This window comes from Rhodococcus sp. NPDC055024 (assembly GCF_053608585.1).
In genome coordinates, this window is sequence record NZ_JBSGVT010000004.1 from 180,495 (window position 1) to 197,206 (window position 16,712).

Annotated in this window: 17 protein-coding genes; 12 read left to right on the forward strand and 5 right to left on the reverse strand. The window is 63.1% G+C overall.

Features of this window, described 5'->3' with window-relative positions; genetic code table 11:
• The first annotated feature begins 92 nt into the window (after positions 1 to 92).
• The 4 genes from ACWF6P_RS11625 (at position 93) to ACWF6P_RS11640 (ending at position 2,966) form a co-directional block, all read left to right on the forward strand.
• Positions 93 to 599, forward strand: coding sequence for a helix-turn-helix domain-containing protein (locus ACWF6P_RS11625; RefSeq protein WP_452621108.1), 507 nt, complete (start codon positions 93 to 95; stop codon positions 597 to 599).
• Positions 592 to 1,419, forward strand: a complete 828-nt coding sequence (locus ACWF6P_RS11630; RefSeq protein ID WP_452621109.1) for a heparin-binding hemagglutinin — start codon at positions 592 to 594, stop codon at positions 1,417 to 1,419. The genes ACWF6P_RS11625 and ACWF6P_RS11630 overlap by 8 nt, the downstream gene beginning before the upstream one ends.
• Positions 1,420 to 1,514: 95 nt before the next feature.
• On the forward strand, positions 1,515 to 1,811 hold the full coding sequence (locus ACWF6P_RS11635) for a DUF2516 family protein (protein WP_003941505.1): 297 nt from the start codon (positions 1,515 to 1,517) through the stop codon (positions 1,809 to 1,811).
• 123 nt (positions 1,812 to 1,934) lie between these two features.
• Positions 1,935 to 2,966, forward strand: coding sequence for an alpha/beta fold hydrolase (locus tag ACWF6P_RS11640; protein ID WP_378537482.1), 1,032 nt, complete (start codon positions 1,935 to 1,937; stop codon positions 2,964 to 2,966).
• A gap of 12 nt (positions 2,967 to 2,978) precedes the next feature.
• Here the strand turns inward: ACWF6P_RS11640 and purU are convergent, their stop codons facing one another.
• Positions 2,979 to 3,866: a formyltetrahydrofolate deformylase gene (purU, locus tag ACWF6P_RS11645; protein WP_003941509.1), complete on the reverse strand. Its 888-nt coding sequence runs from the start codon at positions 3,864 to 3,866 to the stop codon at positions 2,979 to 2,981.
• Positions 3,867 to 3,930: 64 nt separating this feature from the next.
• On the opposite strand from purU, the gene deoC reads away from it, so the two are divergent.
• Positions 3,931 to 4,596: a deoxyribose-phosphate aldolase gene (gene deoC, locus ACWF6P_RS11650; RefSeq protein ID WP_452621110.1), complete on the forward strand. Its 666-nt coding sequence runs from the start codon at positions 3,931 to 3,933 to the stop codon at positions 4,594 to 4,596.
• On the opposite strand, the gene ACWF6P_RS11655 is transcribed toward deoC, so the two are convergent.
• Complete coding sequence (locus ACWF6P_RS11655; protein ID WP_378447101.1) at positions 4,593 to 5,363, reverse strand: LmeA family phospholipid-binding protein; 771 nt, start codon at positions 5,361 to 5,363, stop codon at positions 4,593 to 4,595. The two genes, deoC and ACWF6P_RS11655, sit on opposite strands and share 4 nt — an antisense overlap.
• 127 nt (positions 5,364 to 5,490) lie before the next feature.
• Here ACWF6P_RS11655 and ACWF6P_RS11660 point away from each other — a divergent pair, with 127 nt between their 5' ends.
• The 3 genes from ACWF6P_RS11660 to ACWF6P_RS11670 all read left to right on the forward strand — a co-directional run bounded on the left by ACWF6P_RS11660 (position 5,491) and on the right by ACWF6P_RS11670 (position 9,930).
• On the forward strand, positions 5,491 to 6,069 hold the full coding sequence (locus tag ACWF6P_RS11660) for a type IV toxin-antitoxin system AbiEi family antitoxin domain-containing protein (RefSeq protein ID WP_452621111.1): 579 nt from the start codon (positions 5,491 to 5,493) through the stop codon (positions 6,067 to 6,069).
• A 312-nt stretch (positions 6,070 to 6,381) separates the two neighbouring features.
• Complete coding sequence (locus tag ACWF6P_RS11665) at positions 6,382 to 7,815, forward strand: Ig-like domain-containing protein (protein WP_452621112.1); 1,434 nt, start codon at positions 6,382 to 6,384, stop codon at positions 7,813 to 7,815.
• 81 nt (positions 7,816 to 7,896) lie between these two features.
• A complete protein-coding gene (locus tag ACWF6P_RS11670; RefSeq protein ID WP_452621113.1) occupies positions 7,897 to 9,930 on the forward strand; it encodes an Ig-like domain-containing protein in 2,034 nt (677 codons plus the stop codon).
• A gap of 69 nt (positions 9,931 to 9,999) precedes the next feature.
• Here ACWF6P_RS11670 and ACWF6P_RS11675 read toward each other — a convergent pair whose 3' ends face one another.
• The 3 genes from ACWF6P_RS11675 to ACWF6P_RS11685 all read right to left on the reverse strand — a co-directional run bounded on the left by ACWF6P_RS11675 (position 10,000) and on the right by ACWF6P_RS11685 (position 11,894).
• Entirely contained in the window at positions 10,000 to 10,788 is a 789-nt protein-coding gene (locus ACWF6P_RS11675; RefSeq protein ID WP_230816907.1) for a class I SAM-dependent methyltransferase, read from the reverse strand.
• A 7-nt stretch (positions 10,789 to 10,795) separates the two neighbouring features.
• A complete protein-coding gene (locus tag ACWF6P_RS11680; protein ID WP_378447105.1) occupies positions 10,796 to 11,296 on the reverse strand; it encodes a DUF2505 domain-containing protein in 501 nt (166 codons plus the stop codon).
• Positions 11,297 to 11,396: 100 nt separating this feature from the next.
• Entirely contained in the window at positions 11,397 to 11,894 is a 498-nt protein-coding gene (locus ACWF6P_RS11685) for a DUF2505 domain-containing protein (protein ID WP_378537496.1), read from the reverse strand.
• A 74-nt stretch (positions 11,895 to 11,968) separates the two neighbouring features.
• On the opposite strand from ACWF6P_RS11685, the gene ACWF6P_RS11690 reads away from it, so the two are divergent.
• The 4 genes from ACWF6P_RS11690 to ACWF6P_RS11705 all read left to right on the forward strand — a co-directional run bounded on the left by ACWF6P_RS11690 (position 11,969) and on the right by ACWF6P_RS11705 (position 16,698).
• A complete protein-coding gene (locus ACWF6P_RS11690; RefSeq protein WP_378537498.1) occupies positions 11,969 to 13,012 on the forward strand; it encodes a UDP-N-acetylmuramate dehydrogenase in 1,044 nt (347 codons plus the stop codon).
• A 32-nt stretch (positions 13,013 to 13,044) separates the two neighbouring features.
• Positions 13,045 to 14,241, forward strand: coding sequence for a L,D-transpeptidase (locus tag ACWF6P_RS11695; RefSeq protein WP_378447108.1), 1,197 nt, complete (start codon positions 13,045 to 13,047; stop codon positions 14,239 to 14,241).
• A 130-nt stretch (positions 14,242 to 14,371) separates the two neighbouring features.
• Positions 14,372 to 15,943: a hypothetical protein gene (locus ACWF6P_RS11700; protein WP_452621114.1), complete on the forward strand. Its 1,572-nt coding sequence runs from the start codon at positions 14,372 to 14,374 to the stop codon at positions 15,941 to 15,943.
• On the forward strand, positions 15,940 to 16,698 hold the full coding sequence (locus tag ACWF6P_RS11705; RefSeq protein ID WP_452621115.1) for an ESX secretion-associated protein EspG: 759 nt from the start codon (positions 15,940 to 15,942) through the stop codon (positions 16,696 to 16,698). The genes ACWF6P_RS11700 and ACWF6P_RS11705 overlap by 4 nt, the downstream gene beginning before the upstream one ends.
• Positions 16,699 to 16,712: the final 14 nt, after the last annotated feature.

The window sequence follows — 16,712 nt, forward strand, 5'->3', positions numbered from 1 at the left end:
TGTGACGTCCACCACGAGTGCTAGCAGTAGTGCTTGCAATAGTTAGCACCCTCTCCTATCCTGGGAAATGTCCACTGGAAAGGGAGGACGCAATGCCAGCGAAGTCGACGAACTCCGATGACGGAGATCGTGAATCATCCGGTGCCGCAGCCGGAGCAAGCGACTTGGCAGCTCGCGTCGTCAGCTCTGCGGCACACGACATCGGGGGGTTCATTCGTGCACAGCGGGAAGCCGCCCAAGTTTCGATGCGCCAACTTGCCCAACTCGCCGGCGTCAGCAATCCGTATCTGAGTCAGATCGAACGCGGATTGCGCAAACCGTCGGCAGACGTACTGGCGCAAATTGCCAAGGGCCTTCGAGTCTCCTCGGAAGTCCTGTACGTCCAAGCGGGATATCTCGAACAACGCCCGCACAGTCCCATCAGGGACGCGGTGTTGGCCGAGACGGCCATCAACGAACGGCAGAAGCAAGTACTGCTCGAAATCTACGACTCGTTCTGTCGCGAGAACGAGTCGACCAGACCAGCCGCAGCGCCCGATTCCGCTGAATCGGCCGCAATTCCAGACACCGAGACTTCACCAGGAGAAAAAGATGACTGACAAGAATGCCATCGACAGCGTCAAGACCTCGCTCTACGCCGCCGTCGGTGCAGGCGACCTCGTTGTCCAGGCCGTAGCCGACGTCGTTGCTCAGGTTCGTGAGCGCGCCGAGAACACCCAGGGTGACGTCAACGGCCGTGTCGACGGTGCCCGCGAGAAGCTCGCTTCCGTCCAGGGTGACGTCGCCGAGAGCGTCGAGGCACTGCGCGAGCGTCTCGCAGGCCTCCCGTCCGAGCTGCCCGAAGAGCTCGCCGAGCTGCGCGAGAAGTTCGCACCCGAGGAGCTCCGCAAGGTCGCCGAGGCATACCTCAAGGTTGCCGGCGACCTGTACAACTCCCTCGCAGAGCGCGGCGAAGACGCAGTCGAGCGCATCCGCAAGCAGCCCGCAGTCGAAGAAGGCATCGCTGCTGCAGAGTCGGCACTCGGCGACGCCGTCGAGCTGACCGAAGACGCACTCGGAACCGTTGCTCGTCAGACGCGCGCCGTGGGCGAGCAGGCTGCCAAGCTGGCCGGCCGCGCTGCCGGACGCATCTCCGACACCGCAGAAGAGGTCGGCGAGAAGATCTCTGACGCCGGCGAGAAGATTGCCGACGCCGGCGACGAGGCCGCACTGAAGGTCCTCGACCTCGGTGACCAGGCTGACGAGGCTTCCAAGGAAGCTGCCGCTCGCGTGACCGCTGCTGCTTCCGACGTCCAGGAGCGCGCAACTGCCGCCGCCAAGAAGGCCGCTCCGGCCAAGGCTGCACCCGCGAAGGCTGCACCGGCCAAGGCCACCGCGCCGGCTCCGGCCAAGAAGGCTGCTCCGGCCAAGAAGGCCTGATTTGCCCAGCTCTACCTGACGAAGGCTCCCGCGCTCAGCCGAGTGTGGGAGCCTTCGTGTTCGTCGGGAACCGGATGAGAACTTAGGATGTAGTTGTGACTCAAGTCGATGGGCTAGTCGGTCTGATCTTTCTCGCACTCAAAGTGCTCGCGTTGGTGGGCGCTGTCTACGCGATCGTTCATGCTGTCAGGCAGCGCCCGGACGCCTTCACCGCCGTCAACAAGTTGACCAAGCCGATCTGGCTGGGAATCCTGATCGTCGCGGCGTTGATCCTTTTGGCGACGTCCCCTGTCGGTCTCCTGGGCATCATCGCGGTCGTAGCAGTGTGCGTGTATCTCGTCGACGTTCGACCGCGGGTGGATGACATCCAGCACGGCGGTTCTCGCTGGTAGTGTGCTGCCCCACTCTTCGCTCCAACGCTGACAACAGGCGTTGTTCGAGTGATAGTGTCGGTTAACGACAGTCACACATAGATTGCATCCGTCTGTCGTCAGCAGCAGTCAGGGGTAAAACGTATGTCCAGTCGTTCGCGGACCACAGAGCTTCGAGTACTGGCAGGCGCCGTCGGAGTGGGAGCACTCGTCGCGGCGGTCGCTGGGATCCGTCATCGCCGATCCACTCGCGGTTTGACTCTCTCGAGCGACGTCGAGCCCAACGCACTTTTGAAGGCTCCGACGCTCAAAGCTGACATCAGTGAACTGACCACCGACGACGGTGCGATCATCAACATCCGGGCTTACGGTCCCGTCGACGGCGATCCGATCGTTCTCAGTCACGGCTGGACGTGCTCAACCGAATTCTGGTACCCGCAGGTCAATGCGCTTGCCGGCGAATACCGCGTCATCACCTACGATCAGCGCGGTCACGGCCGCAGCACCGTCGGCAATCTTCCGCTCGGGCCGGACGTCCTTGCCGACGACCTCTCTGCTGTGCTGGCAGCAACGGTTCGCGAGGACAAGAAGGCCGTCATCGTCGGTCACAGCATGGGCGGGATGAGCATCATCGCCTGGGCTGGTCGCCACCCCGACGAGGTCAAGAAGTACGCATCGGCGGTCATGCTCGCGAGCACCGCGAGCGAGAGGTTGATCGCGGAGACCACGGTCATCCCGCTGCCCAATCGTTTTCCTCGGGTGCCGGTCCCGGTGGGCCGCGCCATTCTCAGTTCGCCCGTTCCTTTCGTCTCCTCGGGCGCGATGACGAAGGCGATCCAATACGTCTCGATGTCACCGAACGCGACCAAGGCCGAGATTCAGTTCTGCGAGAACATCGTTCGCGAGTGCAAGCCCCGCATCCGTGGCGGTTGGGGAGCAGCGCTGAGCACCCTCGACATTCACGAGGGACTCGACAATCTCGAAGTGCCGACCACCGTGCTCGTCGGTTCGCTCGATCGACTCACTCCGCCGGTCCACGCGCGCAAGCTTGCGCAGGTCCTCGACGACGCCGGCAACCTCGAACGGTTGATCGTGTTGCCGGGTGTCGGTCACATGTCGTCGATCGAGAACATCGACGAGTTCGACAAGGAAATCGTGCGACTGCGCAACCTCTAGCGCACCGCTGCTCTAGCTGAAGACAACCGTCTTGCGCCCGTGGACCAGAACACGATCCTCGAGGTGCCAGCGCAGTCCGCGTGAGAGCACGAGCTTTTCGATGTCTCGACCTTGACGGACCATGTCGGCGACATCGTCGGCATGGTCCACACGGATCACGTCCTGCTCGATGATCGGACCGGCATCGAGTTCGGCGGTCACGTAGTGGCACGTGGCGCCGATCAATTTCACACCGCGCGCGAAGGCCTGGTGGTACGGGCGGGCACCGATGAACGACGGCAAGAAGCTGTGGTGGATGTTGATCGCGCGTCCGGCCCAGTGCTCGCACAGTGATTCGGGCAGCACCTGCATGAAGCGTGCAAGAACTACGGCGTCGGGGTTGTGAGCGTCGACCAGGGCGCGGACCTTCTCGAAGGACGGTCCCCGTTCAGCCGGGTCCTTGGCGAACGGAACGTGGTGGAAGTCGATCCCGTGGCGCTCGGTGACACTGCGCAGATCCTCGTGGTTTCCGATGACGGCGCTGATTTCTGCCGGAAGTTCTCCGCCCGCAGCGCGGCCCAGGAGATCATGCAAGCAGTGACCTTCCTTGCTCACGAGCAGCACGATCTTCTTGGGAGCACCCGAGTCGTGAAGAGTCCACTCGGTTTCCGGACCGATCTCGGCTGCAACAGCTTTGAACCGTTCACGAAGCTCGTCGATGCTCATGCTCACCGAAGACGCACGGACCGCCTGCCGCGTGAAGAACCATCCGGTGTCGGCATCGGCGTGATACGCAGCTTCCACGATCCATCCACCGACGTCGGTGAGAAAGGTCGAGATGCGTGCGACGATGCCCGTGGTGTCGGGGCAGCCGAGGGACAGAACATAGCGACGATCGTCGATCGAAGGTGCAGCGGTCATGCGGCCTAGTCTCTCAGGTGCGGCTGCGGCGACGGTCGTGTGGTGGTGTGCCAAGCTTTCCATCATGTCTGAAGCCGCACTTACTCGTTCCCACGTTGCCGCGATGGTGGACCACACTCTGCTCAAACCCGAAGCCACCGCGGCCGATGTGACGGCCCTGATCGACGAAGCACGCAGCCTCGGTGTGCTGGCTGTTTGTGTCTCGCCGTCGATGTTGCCGATTCGCGCCGACGGACTGGTGACGGCGGCCGTCGTCGGATTCCCGTCGGGGAAGCATCATTCGCTGGTCAAGGGCGCTGAAGCGCGACTGGCCGTAGATCAAGGCGCAGCCGAGATCGACATGGTCATCGACGTAGGAGCGGCGGTTGCCGGCGACTACAGCGCGGTGTTGGCAGACATCCTCACCGTCCGCGAGGCGATGGGGGAGAGTGCGATCCTCAAAGTGATCCTCGAAACCGCAGCGCTGTCCGACGAGGCCATCGTCGAATGCTGCCGCGCAGCCGTGCGCGCCGGGGCGAACTTCGTCAAGACCTCCACCGGATTCCACCCGGCAGGCGGGGCAACCGTCGAGGCCGTCGAACTGATGGCGCAGACCGTCGGCCCGGGCGTGGGAGTCAAGGCCAGTGGCGGAATACGTACGGCGCAGGCGGCGCTCGACATGATCGCGGCCGGCGCCACCCGCCTCGGATTGTCCGGAACCCGAGCAGTATTGGACGGACTGACCGACTAGGTCAGCAGGCCGCAGCTGTCCGGCACCGCCGAGGTGTTCTGGTTGTTCGCGTCGGCGACGGGCATGGCGTAGGCGCCACCCTCGAGCGAGATCTCGATAGCGTCGTCGGTGACGGTCAGCTTGGTGGGCTTCATGTCCAGCGGGTACGTCTGCAGGCTGTCGGTCAGTGTCTGGACGATGCCGTCGACCAGGTCGGTAGGCAGACCCAATCCGAGAATCTCGGCGCCGACGGTCTGAACGTCGACCACACCGTTCGTGACGGTGGGCTTGACCGTGAGCTTCGCGAGCCCGACGGGTCCGACGTCGAATGCGAGTGTTCCGGCGCTCGAGTCGGCGGTGACGCCGGAGACGAGGCCACCGAAGGTCTGCTCCTGCAAGGTGGCGAGAATGCCTGCGGTGGACCAGTTGACGTCGGCGCTCGAGCTGCCGATGGTGCCGCTGTTACCCGCCGAGGGCTGCAAGTTGATGTCGTTCACTTTCGCGTGAACCTGCATTCCCGTTGCGGGGCCGAACGAAGAGTCGTCACTGTCGATGCTGATGTACGGCACCTTCTTGTCGACTGCCTGCAGGAGTACGGGCTTCCAGCTCAACCCGACATCGACCTGGGATCCCAGTTCGCTCTGGAATTGGTCGGCCATGCAGGTCTTCACCTGGTTGCGTACGTACAGTTCTCCACCGACGAGTGCCGCGACGAGTACGGCGATCACCACGAGAAGGATGATGAGCACTCGGTTGCGCGGACGAGGGTTGTTCGCTGCGACAGTCATTCGCAAGATTCTTCCCGACGAGTCTGAACGAACTCTGTGAATACGCACTTCCTCATTCCTGTGATGCGCGACACAGTCGCCCGTAGTCTGTTCGAAACGGCGTTTTCGACAGTCACCGGAGGTGGTCATGGCTTCGGACTACGAGTCACTCGAGTTGCTGGCGCTACGACAGTGTGGATTTGTCACGGCTCTCCAGGCATCCGAACTGGGTTTCGGTCTGGCCCTGATGGACGAGATGACGGAATCCGGAGCTTGGACGTGTGAGTGTCGCGGACTCTTTCGCCTCGAACGCGTCAGACATACCGCCTTGGACGAATTTGCGAAGTGGTGCACGTGGTTCGCCGGTAGCGCCACTGTCTCCCACTACAGTGCCGCAGATCTGCATGGCCTCGGGCACCTACAACCTCGCTTCATTCATCTCTCCGTTGCGCACCCTCTCGCGGCGCCGACCCGCCAGGTCGCCCTGCACCGACTGCCGCTCGCGGACGACGAGTGTGAACAGATCGGACCTATCCGCATCACCACGCCGTTGCGTACCGTGCACGACCTCGCTTCCGGTGGAATTTCTCAAGTGCTGCTCAACGAAGTAGTCGCCGATGCGGTGGCGATCGGTCGACTCGACGCGCACGAGTTGTATCTCTCGTGCGAGAGCGCCAGTGTGGATGTTGCTGTTCGAGTGGAGTTGGCGCTCGCCGCAAGCCTGTAATCGAGATTAATTCTTTTATGCTTCTGCGACCTTCTGGCATCACGTCCGAAATCGAATATGACGCCGATTTCAGAGATTTGAGATGCGCTACGTCGGGGCGAACATTCTCTCTTTCTCGCAGGTAGAACGGTATTGCGGTCGGTGGTCTAGGACTTTAGGCCTAGGGTCACCGCAGCTCGGCGATGTCGCGGATGAACTAAATCTTCGAAAAGCGTAGTTACTTTACAGTCAATGGGATAACGTCACGGCATCGAAAGCAGACGGACGCTTGTCCTGGACGGCTGTCTGCCCCGTTTGTCGAGAGGGTTGTGGATGTCCGTGAGTGGTGTTCGTCGTGTAGTCGGTGGTTTGAGTGTGTTTGCTGTTGCTGCGGGTTTCGCGGTGGTGGCGGGCGTCGGGGTTGCTGGTGCGGCTCCGGTGACGGCTGAGTTCAATTCCGATGGGTACAAGGTGACTCGGACGATCAGCAACGGCACGCCGTCCGAGGGTGATGTGATCACGTCGAAGACGGTGTTCAAGCGAACTGCTGGGGTTCACAATCTGTATGCGGTACGCGATTTTCATCCGGCGTGTATGACGTATGTCGACGGTTCGGCGACGGTGAACGGTAGTGCGTTCAGGGTCAACGAGGTGGCGGCTAATTCTGTTCGGTTGAGTGCGGGACTTACGGAATGGCCGATGTGGGGCGGCGACGTGAAGACGTTCGAGTTCCAGTATCGCGTTGGTGCGGATTGTGCGCGTGGTACCGATTTGTCGACGACGGTGCATTTCGACGGCACGGTGCTCGTTGACGACACGACGAATGGTCGTGGTCCGTCGATCAATGTTCAGAAGAACATTTCGACGACTGCCGTGTCGCCGGTCAGTGGCGCTCAGGTGGGGCAACCGGTGACCTTGAGTGCGACGGTAACCGGTGGTGCCGACGGTGATTCAGTCGAGTTCTTCGACGCCGGTTCCAAGATCGGTGCGGGCACTCTTGCCAATGGTGTTGCAACAACAGCATGGACGCCGACCACCCGTGGAGATCACTCGATCACAGCGAAGTTCGCCGACACGGCGCGCGCCGTCGGTTCGGCTTCGGCTCCGGTGAACGTGAACGTTTCGCAGGCCGATGCTCAGTCCAGCACGACCCTGGCGCCGATCTCGGGCGCCCAGGTCGGCAAGTCGACCACTCTCAAAGCGACGGTATCTGCGTCGGGCACCGGTGGAACAGTCACGTTCAAGATCGGTGGAACGGTGCTGGCTTCGGTACCGGTGGCCGGCAACGGTGAAGCCACCTACGCCTGGGTTCCGACTGTTGCCGGCGCACAGACGGTGGAAGCAGTATTCTCCGGCCGATCGGGCGTCACCGGGTCGAGTACCACCGCAAATGTGACAGTTGCCGAACAGCCCGCTGGAACAACAAGTTCCACAACAGATCTCAGTGTAGGAGCGGGGCAGGTGGGCGTAGCGCAGACCATCTCCGCTCAGGTCAGCCCCGCAAATGCCGGTGGCACAGTCACCTTCAAGGACGGTGAGTCGGTCATCGGCACGGCAACGGTTGACTCTTCCGGAAAGGCCAGCATTTCGTGGAAGCCCGCAACTCAGGGTCAGCGAGTTGTCGCTGCCGAGTACTCGGGCGCCGGCACGGTGACGGCGTCGTCCGATCAGGTCTCCGTGCAGATCGCCGCACCGGTTGACGGTGGAGAACCCGGCACCGGCGGGACCGGTTCGCTCGGCAGCCTCGGCAACATCTTCGGCTCCTAGCCGCCGACACCTGGTGATGCCCCGCCCGCGTTCGGTGGTGGGGCATCACCCATTTCGCTCACTTCTCGAGAAGGAAAATCTATGTCTGTAGGTTCTGCACGCCGTGCAGTTGCAGGTTTGAGTGTGTTTGCTGTTGCTGCGGGTTTCGCGGTGGTTGCGGGTGTCGGGGTTGCTGGTGCGGCTCCGGTGACGGCTGAGTTCAATTCCGATGGGTACAAGGTGACTCGGACGATCAGCAACGGCACGCCGTCCGAGGGTGATGTGATCACGTCGAAGACGGTGTTCAAGCGAACTGCTGGGGTTCACAATCTGTATGCGGTGCGCGATTTTCATCCGGCGTGTATGACGTATGTCGACGGTTCGGCGACGGTGAACGGTAGTGCGTTCAGGGTCAACGAGGTGGCGGCTGATTCTGTTCGGTTGAGTGCGGGACTTACGGAATGGCCGATGTGGGGCGGCGACGTGAAGACGTTCGAGTTCCAGTACCGAGTTGGTGCGGATTGTGCGCGTGGTACCGATTTGTCGACGACGGTGCATTTCGACGGCACGGTGCTCGTTGACGACACGACAAATGGTCGTGGTCCGTCGATCAACGTTCAGAAGAACGTTTCGGCGACGACCCTGTCACCTGCGGACGCCGTAAAGGTAGGGCAGTCTGTTTCGCTGAAGGCGGCAGTGACCGGTGGTGCCGACGGTGATTCGGTGGAGTTCTTCGACGCCGGTTCCAAGATCGGTGCGGGCACGCTCGCCAATGGTGTTGCAACACTTGCCTGGACACCGGCTGACGTCCGAACGCACAGCGTGACGGCCAAATATCTCGGCAATGCGAAGGTATCGACCTCGACGTCTTCGGCTGTCAACGTCGTCGTCTCCGAAGCCGACAAGAGCACTGCCACCACGATCACCGGTCCCGCAAGTGCGGTGGCGGGTGAGTCCGTGACCGTCGAGGCTACGGTGTCGCCTACTCCGGCGGGTGGCACGGTGCAGTTCAAGGACGGTGCAACCGACGTCGGCGGCGCCGTCGCCGTCGATGCCAACGGCAAGGCTTCGCTGTCGAATTCCTTTGCAGAAGGCGCGCATTCGATCGTGGCGGTGTACTCCGGCTCGGGTGCGTACCAGGCCTCGACGTCTGCGCCGCATGCGTTGACGGTCGCTCCGGTAGTGGTCGAGGAGAGCACCACGACCACCCTCGTCGGCCCGTCGACAGGTTCGACAGGGGAGGCCTTGTCGTTCACCGCCTCCGTCTCGACCGGTGCTGCAGGCGGAACCGTGCAGTTCAAGGAAGGTGGCAGGGATCTGGGCTCCCCGATTCCCGTGGACGCCTCGGGTAAGGCAACAACCACGCCGACCTTCAACGTGGCGGGCGAGTACAGCATCACCGCTGTGTTCTCGGGCTCGGGCAACTACCTGGGTTCGACCTCGAACATTCAGACTGTGAACGTCAAGGCGCCGGCTCCCACCGACCAGCAGACCCAAACGGCCTTGACCGTTCCGGCGGACGCAAAAACCGGTACGGCAGTTGGTCTCTCCGTGATCGTCACGCCGACTCCGGTAGGCGGCACGGTGCAGTTCAAGGACGGCTCGGGCAATCTCGGCTCGCCGGTGTCGGTCGTCGACGGCAAGGCGTCGATCATGCACGAGTTCGCGAGCGTCGGCACGCATGACATCACGGCCGTGTACTCGGGTGCCACGGGATTCCTCACCTCTACCTCGGCCGCGCGGGCGGTTTCGGTTACGGCTCCGGCCGCGGAGGATCAGGAAACGTCTATCACCGTGAGCGCCCCGGCCTCAGCGGTCAAGGGCGCGAAGGTCGATCTTGTTGCGGCAGTTGTGCCTACGCTCAGCGCAGGAACGGTCCAGTTCATGGATGGAGCCACCCCGATCGGGGGACCGGTTGCCGTGGTGAACGGCAGGGCCACGCTCTCGCATACTTTCACCGAACTCGGCGATCGTCGAATCACCGCGGTGTTCAGCGGAACTGACGGCTACCTCGGTTCCGAGACCCAGGCTGCCGTCACCGTCAAGGTCACGGCAGAGTCTGACGGCGGCGATCCCGGCAACGGCGGCAGTTCGACCGGTTCGCTGGGAAGCCTGGAAAACATCTTCGGGTCCTAGCCTGACGCCGACACAAGACGCCCCGCTGCGGAGAACACCTCCGCGGCGGGGCGTTTCCCGTCTGTGAGTTCAGGGATTCGGCGCTACGACATGCCAGGGCACGGTCAAGATGCAGTCACGAAGGCGTCGACGCGCGGGTTGGACCGGAATTCCCTGTGCCCGAAGAATTTCCAAGGCGGCGGCCCACCGGTGGCGAGGGCCGAACGAGGCGTGCGGCGCAGCAGTGGCCCAGGCTCGATCGGCAGCGCTGAGCAACGCATGGATCGGTTCGCCCGGAACGTTGCGATGGATGAGAGCTTTCGGCAGTCGTTCCGCGATGTCGGACGGTCGCTCGATGTCGAAGGGGTCCCAAGCCAACGTCAGCGTCAGCGGACGATCGGCGTCGAGAAGTACCCAGGCGCAACGCCTCCCGAGTTCGTCGCAGGTGCCGTCGAGTAACAGTCCGCCCGGTGCGAGACCGGACTGGATGTGCGACCAGGCCGAATCGACCGCGTCCTCCGGGTACTGCCGGAGAACGTTGAATGCTCGCACGAAAACGGGTGTGAGACCGGCCAGTTCGAATCCACCGCGGGCGAAGCTGACACCGTCACGACTCTCGACCACGCGGGCGGGGTCGATCTCGAGTCCGATGACCCGTCGGTCCCGCCGGACAGCGGTGAGGCGGCTTGCCATCTCGAAGGTGGTATCCGGCCTCGCCCCGTAGCCGAGGTCGACTATCAACGGATCGGCTGCGTTGTTCAGGGCGTGCGCGATCGTGCGGTTGTGGACAATCCACCGGTCACTTCGTCGCAGTCTGTTGATCCCCGTCGTGCCACGGGTGATGACCCCCTCGATCTTCGGGGGTGGAGCCTTCTTCACGCCGGCTTCAGCGAGCGGCGAGCCAGGTCGCGGTGACCTGGGCCTCGGTGCGGAACAGATCTACGAGGTTGATCAGCATGAGCTGTTCCAACTTCGCGCCGATGAACGGGATGAATACCTTGGCCTCGGACGTGGTTCGCAGTGTGGACCCGGTATCGGTAGCGAACAACTCCATGGTTCCGGACAGACTTCCCGGCCCGGCGGGGATGGAAGCCTCATATGTTCCGGTCACGGTGTCACCGAAGGTGCCGTACGACTCCTTGCGAGTGATGACAAGATCCTTCTTCATCACCGTCTGAGCGATGTCCGGCAAATCGGTGCGCGGAAGAATGTGGTGGAGCACGAGATCGATTCCGGAATCGGTGACCTCGAAATGTTCCACATGGTTCTCGGAATGCTTGCGCATCTCCTCGACGCGGGCCTCCCAGTACGAACGGTCCGCCAGCGCCGCATAGACCTGCTCGGGGGAATGCTGATAGCGGGCGGAGTAGTCGATGCGGCGAGCCATGATCGGAAAGAATACCTGTTACACGCTGTGACAAGCCAAATTGGCCGTATCAAAAGACGCCAAATTGGCCGTATCCACAACAGTCGCCGCCCGCAGGGTCTTACTTCGCGATCCACTCCCGGGTGAAGTCCTGTTCGGCCTGGATGAGCCGGACAACCTCGTCGACTATCGCGCTCTCGATCTTTCCGCCGAGGAACGGGATCTTGACCTCGACCTCACCGTCGACCTCGAGAGTTGCGGAGTTCTCGTCACCCGTCAGAACCTGGGTGCCCTCGATCCGGGCGGGAACACCGTCGACGTGGGCGGAGAAGGTACCGGTAGCCCTGCCGTCTTTGAACGGAGCCATCGTTTCACTGCGCTTGATGACGATGTCGCCGTTGACGACCTTCGACACCATGCTCGGGAGGTGCTCGGCGGCAATGATCTGCGACATCGTGACCGCGACGGTCTCGTCGCGGACGGTCAGCTCTTCGATCGTTGCGCCGGGACCACCGACAGCGACGATTCGGTCGCGCCAGTACTGCTCGGAGGTCACCGCCTCATGGACCTTCTCGGCGGGGACTGTGTACTTCGACGAATGCTCGATGCGACGGCTCACGATTGTGGAGGCTACCGTTTATCGATGTGTGGGACGTAACCATTGGCAGACGCGTCGTGGAATCAGGCGCTTTCGTGTCCGAGAACGTTGACTTGTCAGGATTGACGACGCTGCGAATCGGGGGACCGGCGCGGCTGCTCGCAGAATGTCCGACGACGCAGTCGTTGATCGACGTCGTGACGCTGCTCGATCGCGAGCAGATCCCGACGCTGATTCTCGCCGGCGGATCGAATCTCGTGATTTCCGACGAGGGATTCGACGGAGTTGTCGTTCGTGTGGCCAACACCACCGTGAGCCTCGACACGGACCGCGTCGTTGCCGAAGCGGGTGCGGTGTGGGACGAAGTAGTCGGCCAATCCGTCGCCGCGGAGTTGGGTGGCCTCGAGTGTCTCTCCGGGATTCCGGGCTCCACTGGTGCGACGCCGGTACAGAACGTCGGCGCGTACGGCGTCGAGGTGGGCTCGCGACTCCGGCGAGTTCAATTGCTCGACCGGCGCAATGGCGAAGTGTCGTGGGTCGAACCGTCGAAACTCGAATTGGGTTACCGGTCGAGCGTCCTCAAGCATTCGGACGCAGCACTGGTTCTCGCCGTCGAATTCGACGCGTCGACCGACGGATTGAGCGCCCCGCTCGCGTACCGCGAACTGTTCACCGCGCTGGGGGCAGAAGAAGGCGCGCGGTTGCCTGCGTCGCAGGTCCGTGAGGCAGTTCTGGGACTTCGGACAGGCAAAGCGATGGTCCTCGATCCGTACGATCACGACACCTGGAGCGCGGGTTCCTTCTTCACCAACCCCGTTGTGCCGGGCGACAAGCTGCCTGCCGTGCTCGCAGCCATCGCCGAACAGCTCGGCGACGTCACCGTGCCGCAGTTCCCCGGCAGTGGTGGAACCAAGCTCTCAGCCGGATGGTTGATCGAACGGGCCGGATTCTCGAAGGGTTATCCCGGCGAAGATGCACCGGCCCGGCTGTCGACCAAGCACACCTTGGCGTTGACCAACAGAGGGTCCGCAACGAGTGCGGATGTGGTCTCGCTCGCGCGGGCAGTGCGCGACGGGGTCGAGGCCGCGTTCGGCGTCCGCCTGGAACCGGAACCGGTAACTGTGGGCTGCACCGTCTGATTCCTGACAGAGCCCGCAGGTAGCCTGTTGAAGTGCATGAGCTGGGTGGTCGGAGAAGTCGTTCGCGTCTTGTTGCGTTGGTAGCTGTATTGCTCGCTGTGATGGTGGCCGTCGTCGGCTGCACGATCGGCGGCAAGGACGGACAGGGCGGCGCGGCGGCCGCCGAACCAGCACCGGTGGCGACCGTGGTGTCGACGCCGGCGCCCGGCACCAAAGATGTCAGCCCGGTCGCCCCCGTCTCGGTAGCGGTGACCCAGGGAACGCTGTCCGACGTCAACCTCAGCAACGCGGCCGGTAAAGCCGTCGCCGGACAACTGTCGCCCGACAAGACATCGTTCACCGTCAGTGAGGCACTCGGCTACGGCACCACGTATTCGTGGTCGGGCTCGGCAACCGGAACCGACGGTAAATCCGTGCCAGTCCAAGGGAGCTTTACGACGGTTGCCCCGGAGTCGACCACCGGCGCCACCCTCAACATTGCCGACGGCCAGGAAGTTGGCATCGCGGCACCGATCACCGTGCAGTTCGACAACTCCGTCGTCGACAAGGCGGCCGTCGAGAAGGCACTTGTCGTGACCACCGTGCCGCCCACCGCCGGATCGTGGGCTTGGCTGGCTGACGACAACGGCGGATCTCGGGCCCATTGGCGCCCGGCCGATTACTGGGTGCCAGGAACGACTGTCCATCTGGATGCCAAGCTCTACGGCTTGAACTACGGCGGTGGCGCCTACGGCGACCAGGATCTCACCCTCGATTTCACGATCGGTCGCAGCCAGATCGTGAAGGCGAATGCACCGAGCCACCGCATGCAGGTGGTGCGCGACGGCCAGACGATCATGGACATTCCCGTCAGCTACGGCGAGGGCAACGAACCCCGAAACGTCACGCGCAGTGGCATTCACATGGTGACCGAGAAGTACGAAGACTTCATGATGTCCAACCCGCCGTTCTACGAGAACGTGCGCGAGCGTTGGGCTGTGCGCATCTCCAACAACGGCGAATTCATCCACGCCAATCCTGAAACCACCGGGGTGCAGGGCTCGTCGAACGTCACGAACGGTTGCATCAACCTGTCGACGTCCGACGCGCAGGAGTACTTCGGAACGGCCCTCTACGGTGACCCTGTCGAGGTGACCGGCACGTCGATCGACCTGTCCCCTGCGGACGGCGACATCTACGACTGGGCGATCGATCTGCCGACCTGGAAGTCGATGTCCGCACTGCCGTAAACCGATTTGTCGCTGTGAACCGAGCAATCTGGCGAAGTTCGGAACCATCCGGGCGTTGCTTGCGTCAGTACAGGTAAGTGCTGTCGGCTCGGGGGAGTCTGACGGAGGTTTCGACGTCAGGGGGACGGCAGTGGGCATTCCATTTCTGGAAGACGTGCTGGGCAGAATTTCCGAAGCGACGCAGGCCGTCCCTTCCGGCGTGGCGGCATTGCCAGTTGTCGGCATTCCCGTCGCGAGCGCAATCGCTACATCTGCTCTGGTTCAATCCGTGACCGACGACCGCGGCGCGTTCGACGGCGAGATGGCTGCTGCGACTGCTGACGCCGATGCAGAGCGCACACGAGCCTGGGGTGAGCGCGATGCCCTCACCGCTCAGACCTCGTCGTTGGAGTACAGCGAACATGCAATCGTGGACGACGATCCGTTCGACGCGATGTCGCACTCCGAAATCTTCGATCACGTCAACGAGATGGATCCGGCAACCCTGAGCGCAATCGGCGAGGCCTGGAAGGCAATTGCCGGCCGGGTGGAAGCCGGCATCGGGAAGTTCCAGAACGATGTGAACGGCGCGATCACCGAAGGCTGGCAGGGGCGGGGCGGCTCGGCTGCGTTGGAGGCTGTGCTGGCCTACTCGGCAGATGCGGGTGAGCTGAAGGTGCGGGTCGATCTGATCTCGAACAAGATCGAGGAGGCGAAGATCGCACTCCACGAAGCCAAACGCTCGATTCCGGCACCCGACGGCGCCTCGACGGTCGAGATGATCCTCAGCGTGGTTCCCGGGGCTACGTGGAAGCAGGCCCAATACGAAGCGGAAGAAGCCGAACGTCAAGCGCGCCAGGTGATGAAGGACGTATATCTGCCGTACATGAAGCGCGCGGACGACCAGGTGCCGATCCTCCCGGCCGCGTTCAATCCGGTCACCGGCAGCGGAGGCGCCGGCAGTGGAGGCGCCGGCAGTGGAGGGTCTGGGGGCGGCGCATCCGGTGGCGGTGGTTCCGGCGGCGAGAACACTTCGGGCTCGGGGAACGGACTCGGCACGCCATCTACATCGGGTGGCGGAGTTGGTGGAGGAGCGGACGGTGGAAACTCCGGCGGTGCAAACCCGGCCGCAGACGGTTCCGGTCAGAACCCATCCGGCGCGAATTCCGGAAATGGTGACAACCGTGGCGGCGTTGATGCCCAAGGGAATTCGGGTGCCGATGCTGCCCGGTTCGCAAACGATTCCGGCCCGGCCGGGACTGCCGCGGCACATGCCGGCCCGCTGCCGGCCGGTGCAGCGCCGGGTGGCCTGGCCGGTGCAACTCCGAATGGTGCTCAGCTCGGTTCCGGAGTGCCTTCAGGCCTCATGGGTAGCGGTTCGGGTGGTGGTTCCGCAGGTGGAATCGGTACCGGCGGCTTCGGGCCAGGTGGAACCGGAGGTGGCGCTCTCGGATCTGGCGGCCTCGCCGGTGGCGCTCTCGGCCCTGGCGGCCTCGCCGGTGGCGGGCGTGGGGGCGTCAACGGAACTGGCGGTACCTCGGCGGCGGGCGCGCAGAGCCCTCGGGGCGCGATGGGTGGCGTCGGCGGCATGGCACCGGGACGCGGACAAGGACAAGACGAAGACAACGTTCACGACACCCCCGGCTACCTCGTCACGGTCGAGAACGGCAACGCCCTGATCGGCGACCTACCCATGGTCTCCCCGGCGGTGTTGGGCGAATGACAACCAAGCAGTGGCAATTCACCGGCCTCGAATTCTCGATCCTCTGGGAAGCGGTCGGACGTGACCGCCTCCCGTACCCGCTTCGGTTCCGTTCGACGGCCGAAACCATGAACGAGCTGACAACGGAGCGCCGTCGAGCGGGAGCGCACCTGTCTTCCATGCTTGACGATCGGCTGCATCACGTTCTCGGAGCTCTTGCGAATCCCGCTGCTCGCGTCGAGGTTTCCGGTTTTCACGGGCCGAACATGAGTACAGTGACGCGATTGCACGGCGTTGTTGCCGGCGACCTGGGTGTGCTCGCAACCCAACTGCCCGGCAGGACTTCGGACTGCGGCTCCGACGTGGTTCTGAGCGTGGCGCATCCGTCGGCAATTCCGCGGATGCTGGTCGATCGACTGCCCGCCTGCTCCGCCGGATCGGAGCGCGGTGTGAGCATCGAGAGATCGAAACCTGCCGGGGGACAGAGTTTTCTGAGCCGTGCCGGCAGTGCACGCGGGAGCGAGGAAGTGAGCAGGTTCTTCGGCCGAGCACGGACCTCGATCGGTGAAGTCACCGCATACCCAGGCGCAGCCGTCGACAGCAGACCGACTGACGACGGAATAACGTTCCACTGGTACGACTATGCCGATGACGGTCGGTACATCATCACCGCGGGTGAAACCGTCAGTGCCCGCGGCGCTTCCGCGGAAATGACGGAGGCCGAGATTGCACGCAATCTCGGCCTCGTCCTACACCGGGCGATTCGCACTGGTTAGTCAGAACGATTCGA

Excerpts from the sequence above, each read along its gene's own strand:
- ACWF6P_RS11625 (WP_452621108.1), top strand. The coding sequence starts at position 93 with ATGCCAGCGAAGTCGACGAACTCCGATGACGGAGATCGTGAATCATCC.
- ACWF6P_RS11630 (WP_452621109.1), top strand. The coding sequence starts at position 592 with ATGACTGACAAGAATGCCATCGACAGCGTCAAGACCTCGCTCTACGCC.
- ACWF6P_RS11640 (WP_378537482.1), top strand. The coding sequence starts at position 1,935 with ATGTCCAGTCGTTCGCGGACCACAGAGCTTCGAGTACTGGCAGGCGCC.
- purU (WP_003941509.1), bottom strand. The coding sequence starts at position 3,866 with ATGACCGCTGCACCTTCGATCGACGATCGTCGCTATGTTCTGTCCCTC.
- deoC (WP_452621110.1), top strand. The coding sequence starts at position 3,931 with ATGTCTGAAGCCGCACTTACTCGTTCCCACGTTGCCGCGATGGTGGAC.
- ACWF6P_RS11655 (WP_378447101.1), bottom strand. The coding sequence starts at position 5,363 with ATGACTGTCGCAGCGAACAACCCTCGTCCGCGCAACCGAGTGCTCATC.
- ACWF6P_RS11660 (WP_452621111.1), top strand. The coding sequence starts at position 5,491 with ATGGCTTCGGACTACGAGTCACTCGAGTTGCTGGCGCTACGACAGTGT.
- ACWF6P_RS11665 (WP_452621112.1), top strand. The coding sequence starts at position 6,382 with ATGTCCGTGAGTGGTGTTCGTCGTGTAGTCGGTGGTTTGAGTGTGTTT.
- ACWF6P_RS11670 (WP_452621113.1), top strand. The coding sequence starts at position 7,897 with ATGTCTGTAGGTTCTGCACGCCGTGCAGTTGCAGGTTTGAGTGTGTTT.
- ACWF6P_RS11680 (WP_378447105.1), bottom strand. The coding sequence starts at position 11,296 with ATGGCTCGCCGCATCGACTACTCCGCCCGCTATCAGCATTCCCCCGAG.
- ACWF6P_RS11705 (WP_452621115.1), top strand. The coding sequence starts at position 15,940 with ATGACAACCAAGCAGTGGCAATTCACCGGCCTCGAATTCTCGATCCTC.